The sequence below is a fragment of the Candidatus Agathobaculum pullicola genome (genome assembly GCF_052117205.1).
Classification (GTDB): domain Bacteria; phylum Bacillota; class Clostridia; order Oscillospirales; family Butyricicoccaceae; genus Agathobaculum; species Agathobaculum pullicola.
The window spans coordinates 1-19,238 of record NZ_JBQKJP010000007.1; the positions used below are offsets into that span (position 1 = coordinate 1).

Here is a 19,238-nt window from a genome sequence, read left to right on the forward strand (position 1 = left end):
TCAGCAGAACTTTCTTCCCCGCCTGCGCCAGTCCGATACCCAGATTTGCGCAGGTGGTTGTCTTGCCAACGCCGCCTTTCTGGTTGGCGATGGCGATAATTTGCGTGTTCATTTCAGTTTCCTCCTGTGTCTTGAACAGAAGATGGAATGTAAAGAGGGTAAACTACCCCCTTGGGTTTTCTTAAAATCAAGAACATTTCGGCATCCTTTTGATTTAGGATTCATTTATCACGGTTCTGTACCGGACACTCCCATTGCCTGCGACGCTTTTAACGCTCGGACTGTGGCTGAGTGTAAGTTTTCCCCCTGTCCCTGGATCGTGGCCTCAAGTTATCAAGCTCTTTACCGGCGATAGGGAAGTCGCTCGACCCGTAGGCGTCATAGCGTATCACCGGAGTGGCTCTCCGAGGAACGGTTGTACCTGATGTTCTTCTGAATTTTCAAGGTCCATGAGATGTAACTCTCACTTGTAGGCCACGGCAGAGGCCGTTTGTTGCGCAAAAAATAAAAAAAGGAGCAGAAAATTTTTCTGCTCCCTGTTGTGATAAGGTATAACAACCTTTTATTGTGTGTAGCCACGCTTTTTACTCCAATTTCTAATCAACAGTAAAATCGTGTTGTGCATCTGTTCACTATTGTAATGCGAGGGGAAATACTGCTTGATTTCTTCTTCTTCAACAATCATCTGCTCTCTCTGGTTTGGTTTCTTTTCCGATAAGATACAAACCAAGTAATCTTCTGTAAAGTCTGATTCACTGGCCTTTTTTCGGATGGCTTTTGCCTGAGAAATAGATGGGGTTGCTTTTAGTGCTACCATCACCTTATATAGTAGCTTCTGTTGCTTCTTGTCCAAGTAGGAAATAGATACTGCTGGATTCAATGCCATTTTTCGATTATCAACCATTTCAAGAATTTCTGGTATCAATTCAGTAAGACGGATATAGCGAGAAATTTGGTTGCGACTTTGACCGACTTGTTCAGCAATTAACTCTCTGGATTCTTTTCCGACACACTTCCGCCCAAGTTGGGCGGAAGTAAATCCTTTACGCCCCTGATGGCTCATAGCTACCAACTTCATTTTGTATGCAAAGGCTCTTTCACTTGGGAGAATCGTCTCACGCTGAAGGTTTGCATCTACCATGTTTACAACTGCCTCATCATCCGTCATAGACCGGACTAAAACAGGCATCTCAGAGTAACCCAATACTTCACAAGCCGCTTTGCGTCGATGACCAGAAATTAGTTCATAACAATCCTCACCAATCTGGCGAGCCACCGCTGGATGAATTACACCGTGAATTTCAATGCTCTCAACAAGACGCCGAAATTCCTCATCGTCTCGTACCTGAAAGGGATGATTCTTAAATGGCTTCAGTTGTTCCAAGGGAATGTTTTTTACTGCTTGCCTTTGATCGTCTCGTCTCATAATGGCCTCCTTTACTGAAAGCTGAATTCGTCCAAAATTACGGAACTGGCTGCTGTGAAAATAGCAGCGAGCATGGACAAAATGTATTTTTGAAATCAGAATACATTTTTGCGTTCCCGTTTAGATTTGTACAAACAGCCCAAAATAACAATAAAAAACCCCCGCACATTGCCCAATTGGGAATGTACGGGGGTTTTGGCGATTAGATATAAACCTCCACGGTCAAATCATGCCATTTTGACGGTTTTATGCCGTATCCATGGGATTTATAGAAGGTTTGCGCTTCATCAAATCCAATGGTGAATGACAGAACTCTTACTTGCGGGGGTTCTTGATAGCAGCCTGCGCCGCCGCCAGACGGGCAATCGGCACACGGAACGGCGAGCAGGATACATAGTTCAGCCCGACATTGTGACAGAACTCGACGGAGGACAGGTCGCCGCCATGCTCACCGCAGATGCCCAGCTTGATGTCCGGACGGGTACGACGGCCCTCTGCCACCGCGTAACGGATCAGCTTGCCAACACCGTTCTGGTCCAGACGGGCAAACGGATCGGATTCGAGGATTTTCTTCTCAAAATACGTCTCCAGAATACGGCCCACGTCGTCACGCGAGAAACCATACGTCATCTGGGTCAGGTCATTGGTACCGAAGGAGAAGAACTCCGCCTCCCGCGCAATCTCGTTGGCAGTCACAGCCGCGCGCGGCGTCTCGATCATCGTACCAATCAGATACTTCATCTTGAGGCCGGATGCTTCAATCAGCTCATCAGCCTTGGTCTTGATGACCTTCTTGACAAAGCGCAGCTCATTGATTTCGCTGACCAGCGGCACCATGATTTCCGGCGTAATCTTCAAACCGTCTTCCTTCCAGACGTTGATGGCAGCGGAAATGATGGCTTCGGTCTGCATCTCGGCAATTTCTGGATACAGCACGTCCAGACGGCAGCCGCGGGTGCCGAGCATCGGGTTAAACTCGTGCAGGTCGGCAACCTTGCCCTTGAGCTTGTCAAACGAAACGCCCATCTCGTTTGCCAGCTCCTGAATATCCTCATCCTCCTGCGGCAGAAACTCGTGCAGCGGAGGATCGAGCAGGCGGATGGTTACCGGCAGACCGCCCATTGCGCGGTAGATGGCTTCAAAGTCGCCGCGCTGCATCGGCAGAATCTTGGCCAGCGCGGTCTTGCGCTGCTCCACGGTATCGGAAATGATCATCTCGCGCACTGCCTTGATGCGCTCGGGTTCAAAGAACATATGCTCGGTACGGCACAGGCCGATGCCTTCCGCGCCGAATTTGCGCGCCTGCGTTGCATCGCGCGGGGTATCGCCGTTGGTGCGGACCATCAGGGTGCGGATTTCGTCCGCCCAGCCCATGAAGCGACCGAAATCGCCGGTCAGTTCCGCATCCTGCGTATCAATCTTGCCGAGATATACGTTACCGGTCGAGCCGTCGAGCGAGATGAACTCGCCTTCCTTGACCACCGTACCGTCGGCAAAGGTCAGGGTCTTGTTTTCCTCGGAAACCTTGATGCCGTTGACGCCGGCCACGCAGCAGGTGCCCATGCCGCGCGCCACAACCGCCGCGTGCGAGGTCATGCCGCCGCGGGCGGTCATGATGCCTTCGGAAACCGCCATGCCGTCGATATCCTCCGGCGAGGTCTCCTGACGGACCAGAACAACCTTGAGGCCGGTCTTATGAGCCGCCGCAGCTTCTTCCGCGGTGAAATACACCGCGCCGCAGGCAGCGCCGGGAGACGCCGGCAGGCCGGTGGTAATCGGGGTGGCTGCCTCGAGCGCCTCCGGAACAAACGTCGGGTGCAGCAGTGCGTCAAGCTGCTTGGGCTCCACCTTCATGATGGCCTGCTCCTTGGTGCAGACGCCCTCATCCACCAGATCAACCGCAACCTTGAGCGCGGCCTGCGCGGTACGCTTGCCGTTACGGGTCTGGAGCATATAGAGCTTGCCGTTTTCGATGGTAAACTCCATATCCTGCATATCGCCATAGTGCTGCTCAAGGCGGGAGGAGATGTCCACAAACTGCTGATACACTTCGGGCATGGTGTTTTCCAGCGCGGAAATCGGCTGCGGGGTACGGATACCGGCCACAACGTCCTCGCCCTGTGCGTTCATCAGGAATTCGCCGTACAGCTTCTTTTCGCCGGTCGCCGGGTTGCGGGTAAACGCAACGCCCGTGCCGGAAGTCTCGCCCATATTGCCGAATACCATGGACTGTACGTTAACCGCGGTACCCCAGGAGTGCGGGATATCGTTCATGCGGCGGTAGGTGTTCGCACGCGGGTTATCCCACGAGCGGAATACCGCGCGCACCGCTTCCATCAGCTGCTTCTTGGGGTCCTGCGGGAAGTCCTCACCGAGCGACTTCTTGTAATGATCCTTGAACAAAACGATAAGCTCGCTCATATCGTCCGCGTCCAGCTCATTGTCCATCTTGACACCCTTTTTCTCCTTAACCTGATCGATAAAGGTCTCAAAGGTGGACTTAGGCAGCTCCATCACGACGTCCGAGAACATCTGAATGAAGCGGCGGTAAGAGTCACGCGCAAAGCGCGGATTATTCGTCAGTTTTGCGACCGCGTCGCAAATTTCATCGTTCATGCCGAGGTTCAGGATGGTATCCATCATGCCGGGCATGGAAGCGCGCGCACCCGAACGAACCGAAACCAGAAGCGGCTTCTCCGGATCGCCCAGTGTTTTACCGGTGACCTTTTCCAATTTATCGAGGTACTCGAGGATCTGATCCTGAATATCCGGATAGATCGTCTTGCCGTCCTCATAATACCGGGTGCAGGCCTCGGTTGTGATGGTAAAGCCCTGCGGTACGGGCATGCCGAGTCCGGTCATTTCGGCCAGATTCGCGCCCTTGCCGCCAAGCAGCTCACGCATTTTTCCGTTGCCTTCCGGGAACATGTAAACGTACTTCTTCATTTGGGTCTTTCCTCCATTTCGTTTGGTGCTCTCTTTCAAACACACTTCAATCGCGCAAGAATATTATAGCATGACGAACGCTTTGTGTTCCATTGTAGAATTTCACCGATTTACCCTGCCCTTCTTGTGCAAATTGATGGATGTTATTGCTATTTCCGCAAAATTCAGGGGTTTTTACTTGTATATATTATCATTTCTTTCGCATTTTTAAACAAAAAAATTGAAAATTTTATCATAGTTGTCACTTTTAGCGCGCTTTTTGTGAAATCAAACGAAATGACGAGAGAACTTCATGAAAACCCGCAGGATGCACAAATGCCTGCAAAAGAAAGATCGGCGGCCTGTACCAGACCGCCGATCGGCTGCGAAGAGATACCGGATACGCAGATACCCAATGCCTGCTCCCCGCGAGAATAGGTTTCGATAATTTTGACAGACATCAAATACCCCGCCGAGGAGGTAAAGGCGCCGTCCGAGAACTGATAAAAGGTGTTTCCATTGAGTGCGGCATAGTATTGCAGCATCTGCCGCGTGCCGTCCCCATTCAGGTCGGACAGGCGATAATAGAAATACGTCGTACCGCGATCCTTGACGCTGTCGAGCAGCGGCACGCCGGTAATTATCGAAAAATCCGGCACGGGATACAGCTTGGCATAGCAGTTGGACGCATCCGGCTGGTGCGTGCTGGTATAAACCGCCGGGCTGACCGCCGCGCTCCCCTCCAGTGTCTCCAAAACGGAAATCGGAACCGAATACGACGGCGTACCGCTGCCGCGGCTGCTGACCGTGACGCCAACCAGACGGCCTTGTCCATCCACCAGCGCGCCGCCTGAATTGCCGCTGATGACCGAAGCCGTACTCTCGATGAGCGTTGTGAGATAATCCCCGTTTTTCGGGTTGGTCACCACGCCCGCCGTCACCTTCGCGCTGCCGCCGCCGGGATACCCGAGCGCGTACACGGTGTCCCCCGTCTGCACGTCGTTGGACGTTTCCAGATAGGGCAGACCGCTGCCCACCACGCGAATATGCGAAATATCCGCGGTTGTGTCAATATCGTAGATGGCGACCTCCCGCTTGGTGCCGTCCTGCATTTCCGCGACCAGACGCTGCACCCCGTTGGCAATATGTCCGCAGGTGACCGCATCGCCATTCGCGCTGATGATCACGCCGCTGCCCATGCTGAGCACATTGCCGCGCGTATCATACGAATAGAGTTTGAATACCGCGGGCATGCAGCGCGCAAAAATTTCACTTGCCGTCAGCTCGGTGGAAACCTCCAGCGAGAACGTGCGCCGCAGGCTGGAGTCCGCCATGCGGGTGACGATGGCGGCGGCCTCGCTGCGCTTGATTGTGCCCGTGGGCATAAATCGGCCCGCGCTGTCCGATCCGGTCAGCACGCCCGCGCGATACAGCAGGTAAACCGCCTCCGCATAGGAGGCGGAGGTCGATACGTCCGGAATCGCCCCGTCCGCAATCGTATTGATAGCGCCCAGCGCATCGGTCGGCAACGCCGCGGCCAGCACAGAGGCGAACACCGCGCGCGAGGCCGGCTGCGTATAGTCCGAACGCTCCGCTTGCAAGATGCCGTTTTGCAGCGCATAGTCCACATAGGTTCGATACCACGGGGACGAGGACGCAAATTCCGCGCTGCCGGTGTTGTAAATGCTGTGCAGGCTGGCCGCCAGCTTGACCGCTTCCGCCACGGTCAGGGAGCTGTCCGGCGCAAAACGGGTGGCCGATTGGCCGTTAATCAGGCCGTATTCATACGCCGCGCGCACATTATCCGCATACCATGCGTTGTCCGCCACGTCGGTAAACTGCCCCGGCGTATACATTGCCTGCGCGGCAAAGTTTTCATAGCCTGCAAACGCGCTCGGCAATAGCCCTAACATCAGCGCCGCCGCAACAAGCAGGCTGCATATTCTTTTTTTCACTGCGATTCCCTCCGGTTTCGGGCTGAATACAGACAGCGGAGACGCACTCCGCTGTCCTTCTTCCAGTATAGGCCCGAAGGCTTGTCGGTTTGGTGAACAATCTGTGACTTTTTTTATTTTTCCGCTCGATATGCCGCGACAATTTCCCCGATATACATGGTGTGGTAATCCTTGTCGCCATACCATCTGTCGAGCGTCTCCTGCTGAAGAATGTCCTCGGGCGCGATGTCGCTCTTGCAGCGCTTACGGCAAACCAGCACCAGCTCCGCCTCGGCAAAGGTCGGCTGGCCTTCCACCATGACCGGCGTCAGGCCGCTGTCCTTCATCTTATCCATATCGCGGCCGGACTTGCTGCCCAGCAGGCTGAGCGCGTCGCGGTGTCCATCTTGTAAAAAGGTTAATGTAAAATACTCTGAGTTATCAACAAACTCCTTTGTATAACGGCTGTGGCGGATATAGCAGGTCACCGAAGGCTTGCCCCAAATCACGCCTACGCCACCCCAGCTGGCGGTCATGGTGTTCCACTTCTGTTCCGTTCCGGCGGAAATCAGCATCCACTGCTTGCCGATTAACTCAAACGGGTTAAAATGCTGTTCCGCAATGTTGATTTTTGTAAAAGACATATGGATTCCTCCTTGCATGGTTATGGGATATCGTGCCGCCGCAGCTTCATTTCCTGCCACTCGTCTCTGGTAATCAGGATTTGCCGCGGCTTGGAGCCTTCAGACGGCCCGATGATACCGCGTTCCTCGATCTGGTCGATGATGCGCGCGGCACGCGCATAGCCCAGCTTGAGCCGACGCTGCAGCATGGACGTGGACGCCTGTCGGCAATCCATGATGACATCGATTGCTTCCTCGATCATCTCGTCCTCATCATCGCCCGCGTCGCCGGACGCGCCGCCGCCCTTGCTGTCCGCCTGCTCGGCCTGACGCTCGATATGCTCGAGGATCTCCTCATTATATTCGACCGTGCTTGTCTGCTTGATATGCGCGATGACCGATTCAATCTCATCAGACGAGATAAAGCAGCCCTGCACACGGGTGGGCTTGCCCTCGCCCAGCGGCGCATACAGCATATCGCCTTTACCGATGAGCTTTTCCGCGCCGGTGGTATCCAGAATAATGCGCGACTCAATCTGGCTGGCCACCGCAAACGCGATACGCGACGGGATGTTCGCCTTCATGATGCCGGTAATGACATCGGCGGAGGGACGCTGGGTCGCAACGACCAGGTGCATGCCCGCCGCGCGCGCCTTTTGCGCGATACGGCAAATCGAGGTTTCGACCTCCTTGGCAGCCACCATCATCAGGTCGGCCAGCTCGTCGATGACAATGACAATCTGCGGCAGCACCTGATACTGCTCGGGCGTTCCGCCCTCTTCCTGCTCGGCCTTGGCGCGCTCGGCGCGCATCAGGTCGTTATAACCCACCAGATTACGCACCTGATGGTCGGCAAACAGCTTGTAGCGGCGTTCCATCTCGCCAACCGCCCAGTTGAGCGCACCCGCCGCCTTTTTCGGGTCGGTCACGACCGGAATCAGCAGGTGCGGGATGCCGTTATAGTTGCCCAGCTCGACCATCTTAGGGTCGACCATAATCAGGCGCACCTCTTCGGGCGTGGACTTGTACAAAAGCGAAATCAGCATCGAGTTGATGCACACGGATTTACCCGAACCGGTGGTACCGGCAATCAGCATATGCGGCATCTTGGCAATGTCGCCGATGACCGGCTTGCCGGTGATGTCCTTGCCCACGGCAAAGGACAGACGGCTGCGCGCGTTGGTGAACGCGGGAGACGAAATACACTCGCGGATGAACACGGTATTCACCGTCTTGTTCGGCACCTCGATGCCGACCGCCATTTTATCCGGAATGGGTGCAATGCGCACATTGGCCGCGCCAAGCGACAGCGCAATATCATCGGCAAGCGCCGTGATACGCGAAATTTTGATGCCGCGCGGGATGGTCAGCTCAAACCGCGTGACCGACGGGCCGCGCACAATGCCGATAATCTGCGCGTCGATATTGAATGATTGCAGCGTATCGATCAGGCACTCGGAATTTTCCTTCAGTTCTGCTTCCGCACCGGCAACCGAGGTATGCTTGCCCTTGCTCAGCAGGTCGATGGGCGGATAGTCGTACACCGGCATGGGCGTTTTCTGGTTCTCGTCCATCTGCTCGCTCAGCTCCGCCTGCTCGTTCTCGCTGATCTTCTCCGCCTTTTCCGATTTTTCCGGTTTCTCAGGCTGCTCCGGCTTGGGAGACGGCTCCACCGGCGTCTCCTCCTCCTCGCGGTTTTCCACAAGGTCAAGGATGCTCACCTGTTCACCCGTCGTCTCCTCCTTCAAGGAGCGCAGATACTCGTCCGGCGCCATCGGCTTACCGCCGTGCGCATGGCGCACCGGCGCATCCGGATCCGCCCCCGGCTTGTCCTCACCGGGTGGATCGGTGTCAATCGGGATGTCAATATCCGCCTTGCGGCGGGCGGCGCGCCGCTCCTCGCGCTTTTGGGCATGCGCATTGACCGCCTCATGCACATTCGGCAGCTTGCGCGGCGCCTCGTAGCGTTCACGCTCCTCTTCATCCTCATACTCATATTCGGGCGGACGGAACATTTCCAGCAGCGCCTGCGGCGTGATGCGGCAGGCGACCAGGATCGCCGTGACCGTCAGCACCAGCAGCACCAGCAGCGCCCCCACCGAGGACAGCCCCCACTCCAACACGATATACAGGCCGCCTGCCAGCAAACCGCCGGACTTTCCTTCCGTGCCGGTTGTCAGCAGGGCAAACAGTGTTTTCATCGAAAAATCATATTCATTTGCACAGGCAAACGCATGCACAATGCTGCCGATGAACAGCGGCAGCAGCGCGATGCTCACGCCGCGCAGCCGCACCGGTCCCTTTTGCCGCGCAAACAGCAGTCCCGCCAGCGCAAGCAGCGCAAACGGCAGCAGATAGCTGCCTTTGCCAATCATCGCGCCGATGCCGCTGTGCAGCCAGTCCAGCAGCACGCCGTCAATCGGCAGAATTGCCAGCAGGCATAAAAGCCCAAGCACGCCCCATATTGCGCCCCATGTGGCGCGGGACAGGGCCGGCTCCGGCTCGGGCGCACGCCGCGCGGCTGTTTTTCCGCGCGGCGCGGTTTTCTTGGTTGTGGTTTTCTTTGCAGCCAAAGTGTTTTTCCCTCGCTTTATTTGCTTTCCCGCACAGAGCAGCGTGCGGATGCTGTCGGCCATTGGCCGGTGATTTTCGGATAAGTGCGAAGAAAAGTCCCGTTATCCGGAACTTTTCTCAACCGCCGCGGCATATGCGTCCGCGGACGGCGTCATATCATTTTTATCAGGCTCACCACGATGGTGATGGTGCCTATCAGCGTACAATACACCACGAACGGGCGGAAGTTGCCGCGCTTGGAAACAAAGCGCACCATACGGATCGCCGCAAGGCCGGACAGCATCGCCGCCAGAATACCCACCAGATAGCAGGCGATGGATACGTCACCCATTGCCGCCGCCGGGTCCTTGAACACATCGACCAGTTCCAGAATATTCGCGCCCAAAATGACCGGCAGAGACATGATAAATGCGAAACGCACGGCAAAATCACGCGAAAAACCGCGGAACAAACCGGTGCAGATGGTAGTGCCCGAACGGGACAGGCCGGGCAGAACGGCAAAGCACTGGCCGACGCCGACAATCAGCGCATCCAGCCAGGTGGCGTTTTCCTCGGTCTTATGCTTGCGCGGCGCTTTCTCCGACAGGTACAACACGGTCGCGGTCACCAGCAGCAGCAGACCAACCAGCAGCGGGGAGGAAAACGCTTCCTCCAGCTTACTCTTGATCGGCAGAATCGCAAACATCGGCACAATGGTCAGCAGGAGCATAACGATAAACCGGCGGTACGGATGACCGTTGATTTTAAAGCCGTCATGAATCCAGCCGAAAAACTCCACAAACAGCTCTTTAATATCCTTCCAGAAGGCCACAACGACGCTCAGCAGCGTACCAAAATGCAGCAGGACATTAAACAGCATGTAATTGGTTTCCACGCCGTCGCCAAACAGGGTCTGCACCAACACCAGATGGCCGGACGATGACACGGGCAGAAACTCGGTCAGGCCCTGCACCAGACCCTGCAAGATAGCAAACCATAAACTCATCAGATATGTCTCCTTTTGATGGGGCAAATATTACATACGAAATTATTATAGCATATCTGCACGCCGAATACCACCATTTTCCGCAAAAATGCTGTGTTTCACAGGATTATCCGTTCTCCGCCAAAATCCGGTCGATTGCCGCGGCCACACCGTCCTGCGCATTGGTCAGCGTCTGCCGCTTGCAGATTGCCTTGACCGCGTCGTTGGCGTTGCCCATGGCGATGGGCAGCGCAACCGCGCGCAGCATTTCCAAATCGTTTTCGCTGTCGCCGATGGCCGCTGCGTGCGACAGGTCGGTGCCCAGCTCCCGACACAGCATGCCAAGCGCCGTGCCCTTGTCCGCTGCGGGCGTGACCACTTCAATATTATCCTCCGCCGAGCTCATCACGCGCACACCCGGAATCTGCAAAATCTGGTCGCGCACCATCTGCAGGGTGACCGGCTCTTTGCTGCGGGCGAAAATTTTATCGACCGATACCTGTCCCTCGGCGATAAACTCCACAATCGAAGGCACGACCCGCTTGACCGCAAGATACCCCTCGTTGGAGTTATATTTGTCAAATTGCATTTCATCACGGGGGGTGATGAGCAGCGTCTCCCCCACGTAGACCATGACCATCAACTCGATACGCTCCACCGCCGCCGCCACGCGCACGGCAACCTCCCACGGCATGGACATACGCATCATGCACCGTCCGGTCGACACGCGCGAAATTGACGCGCCGCCCGCGGTCACCATCAAATCGTCCGTCTGCATCTGCACGGCAAGATCCCGCGCCTCGCCGCAAATGCGTCCGGTCGAAATCACGACATGCACCCCCGCTTCCCGCGCACGACGCACTGCGTCAATCGTCGCCGCAGACACCGTATTATCCGGTGTCAGCGCCGTCCCGTCCAAGTCGAGCGCGATCAGTTTGATGTCCGGCATGTTTCTTTATCCCCCTGTATCTTGCATTTCCTATTCAGGATACCGCAGCGGGCAATAAATTGCAAGCACGGAAAACGTCAAACATTTGTTCTTGTTTTTTCTCGATTTCTCGGCTATTCTTTGGCTCATGGGAAGACAAGCAAATCCACCCCCAGAAGGAGTTGATGCCATCTTGCGAAGTTCAGACGACCCCGGGAGACTTGTCGAGATACTCTACGAGATCGCCGGGGACGCCGATGCACCGGCCAACAGCCGACTGAGCGCGATCAAGGAGATCCTCGACCGGACAGTCGGCAAGGGCGCGATGCTGGTGGACGAAGAGCAGGGACCTGCGCCGATCGAAATCGTGTTTCGGGTAGTCGACGATACGAATTCCCCGTAACCCGAAGGCAGGCGACATTCGTACAGTCGGGCGCGTTTGAAACGCTGTTCGGCGGTGCGGCGGGCGGCGGCAAAAGCCACGGTCAGCTGCTCGATGCGCTGCGCTTCGCCGTCTGCTACCCCGGCTCCCGGCAGCTGATGCTGCGGCGCACCATGCCGGAGCTGGAGCGCTCGCTCGTGCCCGCGTCGCTGCGGCTGTTCCCACAGTCGATTGCCAGTTACAAGGTCAGCGACCACCTGTGGCAGTTTGCAAACGGCTCAACGCTTGAGTTCGGCTACTGCGACGCGGAAAGCGATGTGACCAAGTACCAGAGTGCGGAATACGACGTTTTGCGTTTCGATGAGTTGACCCACTTCACCGAAAGCCAGTTCACCTATCTCATCTCGCGTGTGCGCGGGGCCAACGGCTATCCCAAGCAGGTCAAAAGCACGACCAATCCGGGTGGCGTGGGGCACCAATGGGTCAAAGCGCGATACATTGACCCGATGCCTCCCGACACCGAAACCAAGTTTGACGGCGGCTCTCGGCTATTCCTGCCCGCGCGACTCAAAGACAACCCCTTCCTGCGCCGCGCGGACGCAGGATACGAAAAGCGGCTGCGGCTGCTCTCGGTACGCGACCGCCGCGCGCTGCTCGACGGGGTATGGGAGCTGGATGAAGGACGTTACTTCAGCGAGTTCAGCCCTGACCTGCATGTCGTGCGGCCGCACGCCATCCCCAGTGATTGGCGGCGGTATCTGACCATCGACTATGGTCTGGACATGCTGGCGGCGCTCTGGATTGCGCAAAGCCCGGACGGGTACAGTGTCATATACAGAGAGTTATATCAGTTCGGTTTGATTATCTCAGAAGCCGCAGCAGCCATACTCGCCTGTGAGTTGTCCGGCGAGCATATCGACTGCCGGCTGGCCCCGCCCGACTTATGGAACCGGCGGCAGGAGACTGGCAAAAGCGCGGTGGAACTGTTCGCGGACTGCGGACTGGATTTTGACAAAAGCAGCAACGAGCGCGTGGCCGGCTGGCTGGCGCTGCATGAGCTGCTCGCCCCGCGCAAAGACGAACAGGGGCAGCCCCGCCCGCGTCTGACCATCTTCGACACCTGCCGCAACCTCATTCGCACACTGCCTGCCTTGCAGCACGATGCGCGCAACCCGTCCGATGTGGCAAACACGCCGCACGAACTTACCCACGCGCCCGACGCGCTGCGCGGCTATGCCGCGACCGTATACGAGCCGCCCGCCCCCAGCCGCCCCACGGCGTATGACTGCGAAGTCGGCGAATTTCTCGCCTATTAGCTCCAGGGGGTATCCATGCCCTCTGGATACGCCAAAAGTTCCAGCAGAACCTTTTGGCGATACCCCCCGGATCGCCGCCAAGCGGCTTGGGTCAACGTATATTTTCCGCGGCAAAGCCACGAAAAATATGGATTGCACGTCGCTTTGCTCCCTTTATCGAGTATTTTCACGGATTTACGAGGAGGAACCCAATGACCATTTTACTTTACTGCATCGGCGCGGCACTTCTGGTGCTGACCGGCGCGGTCGTGTCCGGCGGTCTGCGCCTGCCGCACCGTCCCGCAAAGAGCGACAGCGACACGCCCACATCCGTGGACGATGCGCTCAGCCGCGATTTGGCCGCGCTGATGGCTTACGGACGGGAGGACAGCAGCGATGAAATTTGATCCGTCCCCCGCCGCCATCTGGCGGAAATACGAGCGCGACCGCGACTATAAACGCTCGATTGGCTTATACGACCGCGTGCGCCGCAACGAGGCGTTCTATCTCGGCCGTCAGTGGGAGGGGCTGCGCGTGCAGTCACTCGACCCGCTGATTTTCAATGTGCTGCGCCGCTGCGTCAACCTGTTTGTATCCATGCTGGTCTCGGACGACGTCGCGGTACGCGCCCAGCCGTTCGACATGGACGATGACGGCCGCAAAACCGCCCGTGTGCTCGAGCGCGCGTTCGCGTCCGCGATTGAACGCTCGGGCGTGAAAGCCCTCGGCCGTCCGCTGCTCAAGAACGCCTGTGTCGACGGCGACGCATGCTTCTACATTCACTTTGACCCCGCGCTCGAAACCGGACAGGCGGTGAAAGGCGATATCGTGGCCGAGCTGATCGATTCTACCAACGTCTGCTTCGGCAATCCGGCCTCCGACGAGGTGCAGCGTCAGCCGTATCTGATTCTTTCCATGCGGCGTGACGTGGATGAGGTGCGCAGGGAAGCGCGGGAAAACGGCCTGTCCGCGGCTGAAGCGGACGCGATTGTGCCGGACGATACCGAGGACTATCTGCGTTATCGGTTAAACGGCGAAAACGACCGCGTGACCGTGCTGCTGCACATGCGCAAAACGGAAAACGGTATCGCGTTCACCAAAACCACGCGCACCGCGACCGTCATGCGCGAAAAGGTGCTGCCCTACCGCTATTATCCGGTCACGCACCTGTGCTGGAACCGCGTGCGCGGCTCGTGCCACGGCGAAAGCCCGCTGACCGAGGCCATCCCCAACCAAATCGCTATCAACAAGCTGTACTCCATGTATGTGCAGTGCATCAAGCAGGTGGCCTTCCCAAAAATCATCTACGATATGACCCGTTTCCCGAATGGATGGTCAAACGATGTGGGCAAGGCGGTCGGCATGCGCGGCAACCCGAACGAGGCCATTGCGACCGCGTTCAAAGCACCCGATATCTCCTCACAGGTGCTGGGGCTGCTCAAGCAGATGATGAACGACACCGCCGAGCTGATGGGCGCGAGTGAGGCTGCGCTCGGCACGGTCAAGCCGGACAACACCTCGGCTATCGTTGCTGTGCAAAACGCGACCGCTGCCCCGCTCGAGCTGACCAAGATGGAGTTTTATCGCTTCACCGAGGACTGGGCGCGCATCTTCCTCGACCTGATGGGCGCGCACTACGGCACCCGCACGCTTGTCGTGGCCGACGAGCCGGGCGAGACACCCTATCGGCAGAGCTTCGACTTCTCCCAGCTCGCCGGACAGGATCTGCGCTTGCAGGTGGATGTGGGCGCGGCGAGCTACTGGTCGGAAACCATGCAGACCATGACCAACGACCATCTGCTCGAAAGCGGCGTCATCACCGACCCGCTTGTGTATTTGGAAAACGTGCCTGATTATCAGGTGCGCGGCAAAAACGACCTGCTGCACGCACTCCGCATGCAGCGACAGCAGCAAAAGGAGGCAAATACAAATGCAAACCAAGCAGAAACCGACCAGTAACCAGATGCCCGGCGCAACCCCTGCCGCGCCTGTTGACCCGTTTGCGGTCGACGCCGCGCAGACTGCGCAGATGCCGCCCAACGAGCAGGCGGCGCAGTCCGGACAGCAGACCTATCCGGTGCCGGTCGACGGCGAAATGCGTGAGCTGACGCTGGATGAGCTGATTCAGGCGGCAAGTCTGGGCCTGTCCAAGCAGAACGCTTACATTCGCCGCAATCGCGCGGCAAACGGCATGCCCAACGGCCAGATTTACGCCGCATTTGTCGAGGAGTATCCCGATGTGCGGCCGGACGAAATCCCGCCGCAGGTGTGGGAATGGGCGCAGCAGGAAGGCTCGCTCGTCTCGGCCTACCGCAAATGGGAAATCCTGACGCTCAAGGACGAGCTGGCCGCGCTCGAGATGAACCAGAAAAACCGCCGCGCCGCGGTCGGTCCCGCGCAGTCGGATGGCGAACCGGCGGGTGTTGACCCGGTGACGCTGGCGCTGCTGGGCAAGTAAACGAACAGTATAAACAGGAGGTATTATACTTATGGCTATCAATCTTGCAACCAAATATTCCGATCAGATTGCAGAAGTATTCACCCGCGCGTCCTTTATCAAGGGCAAGACCGCCGAGACTTTCGACCTGACCGGCGTGAAAACCCTCAAGGTATACACGCCCATCACGGTGGAAGAGGTCGACTACGACCGCGATGGCGGCCTCAAGCGCTATGGTGACGTGACCGAAATGCAGGACGTTGTGCAGGAGCTGACCATGACGCAGGACAAGGCGTTCACGCTGACCATTGACAAGGGCAACAACCTTGACCAGAATCTGGTTAAGAACGCGGCCGACATGCTCCGCCTGCAACTGAACGAAAAGTCCACGCCCGCGGCGGACAAATATGCCTTCCAGCGCTTTGTCACCATGGCGGGCACGCTGGCCGAAAGCGACAAACCGACCAAGTCCAACATCATCTCCAAGATTGCGGACGCCTCGCAGGCGCTCGACGACGCGCTGGTGCCGGATGACAACCGCTATCTGTATCTGACCAGCGAAATGTACAAGCTGGTCTGCACCTCGGACGAATTCGCGGGCGTGGATGTGCTGGCGCGTCAGTCTATCGCCAAGGGCGTCTGCGGCGAGGTGTTCGGTATGAACGTCGTGCGCGTCCCCAAAAGCTACCTGCCCAGCAACGTCTATTTCCTTGTCACGCACAAGGATGCGGTGCTCATGCCGTACAAGATTGCGGACGCGAAGGTACACGAGGACCCGGTCGGCGTGTCCGGTGCGCTGATTGAAGGCCGTCACTACTACGACGCCTATGTGCTGGGCGCAAAGTGCGGCGGCGTGTATGCGCTGGTCGAGACTGGTTCGATTTCCGCCGCGCCGAGCGTATCGGGCGGTAAAATCACCGGTACGGGCACGATCCGCTACACGCTGGACGGCTCGGATCCGCGCTATTCGGATTCCGCGAAGGACTATGTTCTGGATACCCCGCTGTCTCCCGAGGATGGCTGCCAGATTCGTGCTTATGCGGTCGATAGCAGCAAATATCCGTCTCCCGTAGCCGCAGGTAACTAAAAAAGCCGCCCCATAGGGCGGAATAGATAGGCTCCCAGCCTGACAGAAAGGCGGCTGCACTGCTTTGAAAGCCGGTCGATGTACTGTTTTGCCTGCACCAAATCCAAGCCTGTTTTCTCCCGCAGGGATTTGACCGCTTGCACCATCTGTCTGTTTTGCTTCATCTGCTCCCATTCATTTTGTAATATTTTATTGATATAATCCGTTTTGTATTCATTCTGTCCCATTTGAGCCACCAAGCCATCCAGCCGCTCTTCCCCTATTCGCATGCGCCGCCGCAGCGTCTAAAAAGATAAGAAGCCTGCGAGCATCAGGGCTGCTATCGCCAGCAAAAGCAGGTATTCCATTACCTTGTTTAACCAATCGTATATGTTACGCGCGGCGCAAGTGGCTCAACAAGCGGTAAACTTTTTTATATCTGCCTTTCTGTCAGGCTGGGAGCGATTTCTTACGAGGAGGAACTCTATGACCGGAACTGAATGTTACTACGCCGCGCTCAACCTCTTGAGCGAAACACGCGACACCGGCGCATACTATGAACAATTTGCGCTCGGCGCACTCAATCAGCTGCTGTCGTGCAGTCTGCGAGAAATCAACGCGCTTCGCACGGCGCAGCGCGAAGAGGCGCTGACCGTGCCGCCGCGCTTGACTGCGCTGGAAGAGGACATTCCCGCGGATGACTGTCTTGTCAGCGAATGTTTCCCTTATGGTTTGGCTGCGCTGCTCGTGGCCGACGATGATAAGGCCAAATTCAACTGGGCGGCCTCGGAATATGCCGAACGTCTGCTGCGTCACTGCCCGGCGCAGTTGACCGCCGTACAGGAGATGATCTGATGCGCGCCTATCAATTCCCGCAGACCGAGGTCGTGCGCGAAACGGTTGTCAGCAGCTTCGGCGGCGTGGATTTCCGCACCCATCCGACCAAGCTGTCGCTTTCGCGCTCCCCTGATATGCAAAATCTCATCTGTGACCAGAATGACTATCTGGTCAAGCGCACGGGCTGGCAAACCAAATTCACCTTTGAAGGCCCAATCTACGGTCTGTTTCCCCTGCCGGACAGCGCGGGGTTCGCGGTACACGCGGGCAAAAAGCTGTATATCCGGCCAATCAACGGCACGCAGACCGAATTGTGCACGGATATGAACGCGGACTTCTCTCAGTCTTTCGTGATGAACGGCGTGCTCTATCTGCTTGACGGCATGACCTTCCGCGCCGTGCGCCGTAAACAATCCGGAGATGGCTGGGAGGCTGTGCGCGTGCAGGACATCGCCTATGTGCCGACCACAACCATTTCCGCTCAGCCGACCGGCGGCGGCACCAGCCATGAAGCGATCAATTTGCTGACTCCCAAGCGCATCAACACCTTTATCGGAAACGGATCGGCGACGCAGTTTCAGGTGGATGCAAAGGATCTGGATGATGCCACGGTAACTGCCGCGGTCAATAACAAAGCGGTGACGGTTTCATCCGTCAACCGGGCAACCGGTCTGGTGACGCTTGCCGCCCCGCCTGCAAGCGGCAACGGACTGGCAAACGTCGCCATCACCTTTTCCAAGACCGTTGCGGGTTATGCCAACAAAATCAACCGCTGCCGCTTTGCCGGTCTGTACGGCGGCAAAAACGACACCCGCGTATTCCTCGCGGGCAACCCGGATGAGCCTGCCTGTGACTGGCAGAGTGGGCTGTATGACCCCACCTATTTTCCGGATACCGGTTATACCCGCATGGGCACGGATGCCTCGGCAATTGTCGGCTATCTCAAACAGTATGAAAGCCAGCTCATTGTCAAGGCTGGCGGCGCACAGGAATCCGCCAGCTACCGACGTACGTTTACCCTCTCCGACGACGGCACGGCGCTTTATCCGCTCACGCAGGGCGCGCAGGGCGAAGGCGCGATTTGCTCGCGCAGCTTTGCCTCCCTGAACGATTTGCCCGTGTTCCTGTCCGCCCACGGTGTACAGGGCGTGTTCGGCACGAGCGTTGCCGAACAGCGAACCATCCATTCCGTATCGGATGTGGTCACGCCCCGTCTGGAAACAGAGCCGGGGCTGGAAAACGCTTGCGCGATTGTATTTGAGGGCAAATATTATCTGGCCATCAATGAACATGTCTATATTGCGGACGGCACGCTTGCCGATACCGACGGCAGTCCCACATGGTTTTACTGGACCAATGTACCCGCGCAGTGTCTGGCCGTTCTGGACAACGAGTTATGGTTCGGCACAGCGGATGGCAAGCTATGCCGCTTTCGGCAAGCGGAGGAAGATAACGCCTACTGCGATGATGATGCCGCCATCGACGCCTATTGGCGCACCCCCACCCTTCCGCTCGGCGACTGGGGACGGGTGAAAACCGTGCGCGACGTCATCCCCACACTGATGCCACATTCACGCTCAGGCGCAACCGTACAGTACGAAAGCGAGGACGGAAAAGTTCTGGCGCTCTCGCGCAACATGGATTTGTTCTCGTTTAAAACACTGGATTTCTCACGGTTTTCTTTCCGCTGCATTCCGGGTGCACTGAGCTACCGCACCCGCTACCGTCAGCATCGCATGCCGCTGCTCGCTGTGCGCATCGGCAACGACCGGATTGGCGAGCCGTTCGGACTGCTGGCGTTAACCATCCGGTGGACAACCGGACAAACCATTATCTAAGAAAGGAGG

17 protein-coding genes are annotated in these 19,238 nt (G+C 57.1%); 8 read left to right on the plus strand and 9 right to left on the minus strand.

From position 1 onward, the window contains the following. The 8 genes from ACTQ3V_RS04205 to ACTQ3V_RS04240 form a co-directional block, all read right to left on the minus strand. A partial coding sequence (locus ACTQ3V_RS04205; RefSeq protein ID WP_441466500.1) for a ParA family protein occupies positions 1-112 on the minus strand: 112 nt, incomplete at its 3' end. 450 nt (positions 113-562) lie between these two features. Continuing rightward, on the minus strand, positions 563-1,426 hold the full coding sequence (locus ACTQ3V_RS04210) for a ParB/RepB/Spo0J family partition protein (RefSeq protein ID WP_441466416.1): 864 nt from the start codon (positions 1,424-1,426) through the stop codon (positions 563-565). 315 nt (positions 1,427-1,741) lie between these two features. Then, positions 1,742-4,372 carry a pyruvate, phosphate dikinase gene (gene ppdK, locus ACTQ3V_RS04215; protein WP_441466417.1) on the minus strand — a complete coding sequence of 877 codons (2,631 nt, stop codon included), beginning with the start codon at positions 4,370-4,372 and terminating at the stop codon, positions 1,742-1,744. A 290-nt stretch (positions 4,373-4,662) separates the two neighbouring features. Next, positions 4,663-6,306, minus strand: coding sequence for a trypsin-like peptidase domain-containing protein (locus ACTQ3V_RS04220; RefSeq protein WP_441466418.1), 1,644 nt, complete (start codon positions 6,304-6,306; stop codon positions 4,663-4,665). A 113-nt stretch (positions 6,307-6,419) separates the two neighbouring features. Next, entirely contained in the window at positions 6,420-6,929 is a 510-nt protein-coding gene (locus tag ACTQ3V_RS04225) for a flavin reductase family protein (protein ID WP_441466419.1), read from the minus strand. Between the two features lie 20 nt (positions 6,930-6,949). Next, positions 6,950-9,481, minus strand: coding sequence for a DNA translocase FtsK (locus ACTQ3V_RS04230; protein WP_441466420.1), 2,532 nt, complete (start codon positions 9,479-9,481; stop codon positions 6,950-6,952). A 152-nt stretch (positions 9,482-9,633) separates the two neighbouring features. Then, entirely contained in the window at positions 9,634-10,467 is an 834-nt protein-coding gene (locus ACTQ3V_RS04235; protein ID WP_441466421.1) for an undecaprenyl-diphosphate phosphatase, read from the minus strand. 106 nt (positions 10,468-10,573) lie between these two features. Beyond that, a complete protein-coding gene (locus ACTQ3V_RS04240) occupies positions 10,574-11,395 on the minus strand; it encodes a Cof-type HAD-IIB family hydrolase (RefSeq protein WP_441466422.1) in 822 nt (273 codons plus the stop codon). A gap of 172 nt (positions 11,396-11,567) precedes the next feature. Here ACTQ3V_RS04240 and ACTQ3V_RS04245 point away from each other — a divergent pair, with 172 nt between their 5' ends. The 6 genes from ACTQ3V_RS04245 to ACTQ3V_RS04270 all read left to right on the plus strand — a co-directional run bounded on the left by ACTQ3V_RS04245 (position 11,568) and on the right by ACTQ3V_RS04270 (position 16,575). Further along, positions 11,568-11,777, plus strand: a complete 210-nt coding sequence (locus tag ACTQ3V_RS04245; protein ID WP_441466423.1) for a hypothetical protein — start codon at positions 11,568-11,570, stop codon at positions 11,775-11,777. A gap of 44 nt (positions 11,778-11,821) precedes the next feature. Continuing rightward, positions 11,822-13,072, plus strand: a complete 1,251-nt coding sequence (locus tag ACTQ3V_RS04250) for a phage terminase large subunit (protein WP_441466501.1) — start codon at positions 11,822-11,824, stop codon at positions 13,070-13,072. 191 nt (positions 13,073-13,263) lie between these two features. Next, entirely contained in the window at positions 13,264-13,458 is a 195-nt protein-coding gene (locus tag ACTQ3V_RS04255) for a hypothetical protein (RefSeq protein WP_441466424.1), read from the plus strand. Beyond that, the gene (locus tag ACTQ3V_RS04260) at positions 13,448-15,010 is read left to right on the plus strand and encodes a portal protein (RefSeq protein ID WP_441466425.1); all 1,563 of its coding nucleotides are present in this window, start codon (positions 13,448-13,450) and stop codon (positions 15,008-15,010) included. The genes ACTQ3V_RS04255 and ACTQ3V_RS04260 overlap by 11 nt, the downstream gene beginning before the upstream one ends. Then, complete coding sequence (locus ACTQ3V_RS04265; protein ID WP_441466426.1) at positions 14,982-15,509, plus strand: hypothetical protein; 528 nt, start codon at positions 14,982-14,984, stop codon at positions 15,507-15,509. Before ACTQ3V_RS04260 ends, ACTQ3V_RS04265 begins: the two co-directional genes overlap by 29 nt. Before the next feature lie 31 nt (positions 15,510-15,540). After that, on the plus strand, positions 15,541-16,575 hold the full coding sequence (locus tag ACTQ3V_RS04270) for an FN3 associated domain-containing protein (RefSeq protein ID WP_441466427.1): 1,035 nt from the start codon (positions 15,541-15,543) through the stop codon (positions 16,573-16,575). On the opposite strand, the gene ACTQ3V_RS04275 is transcribed toward ACTQ3V_RS04270, so the two are convergent. Continuing rightward, the gene (locus ACTQ3V_RS04275; protein ID WP_441466428.1) at positions 16,572-16,844 is read right to left on the minus strand and encodes a hypothetical protein; all 273 of its coding nucleotides are present in this window, start codon (positions 16,842-16,844) and stop codon (positions 16,572-16,574) included. The two genes, ACTQ3V_RS04270 and ACTQ3V_RS04275, sit on opposite strands and share 4 nt — an antisense overlap. A gap of 196 nt (positions 16,845-17,040) precedes the next feature. On the opposite strand from ACTQ3V_RS04275, the gene ACTQ3V_RS04280 reads away from it, so the two are divergent. Continuing rightward, complete coding sequence (locus ACTQ3V_RS04280) at positions 17,041-17,409, plus strand: hypothetical protein (RefSeq protein ID WP_441466429.1); 369 nt, start codon at positions 17,041-17,043, stop codon at positions 17,407-17,409. Next, a complete protein-coding gene (locus ACTQ3V_RS04285) occupies positions 17,409-19,229 on the plus strand; it encodes a hypothetical protein (protein WP_441466430.1) in 1,821 nt (606 codons plus the stop codon). The genes ACTQ3V_RS04280 and ACTQ3V_RS04285 overlap by 1 nt, the downstream gene beginning before the upstream one ends. Positions 19,230-19,238 lie beyond the last annotated feature (9 nt).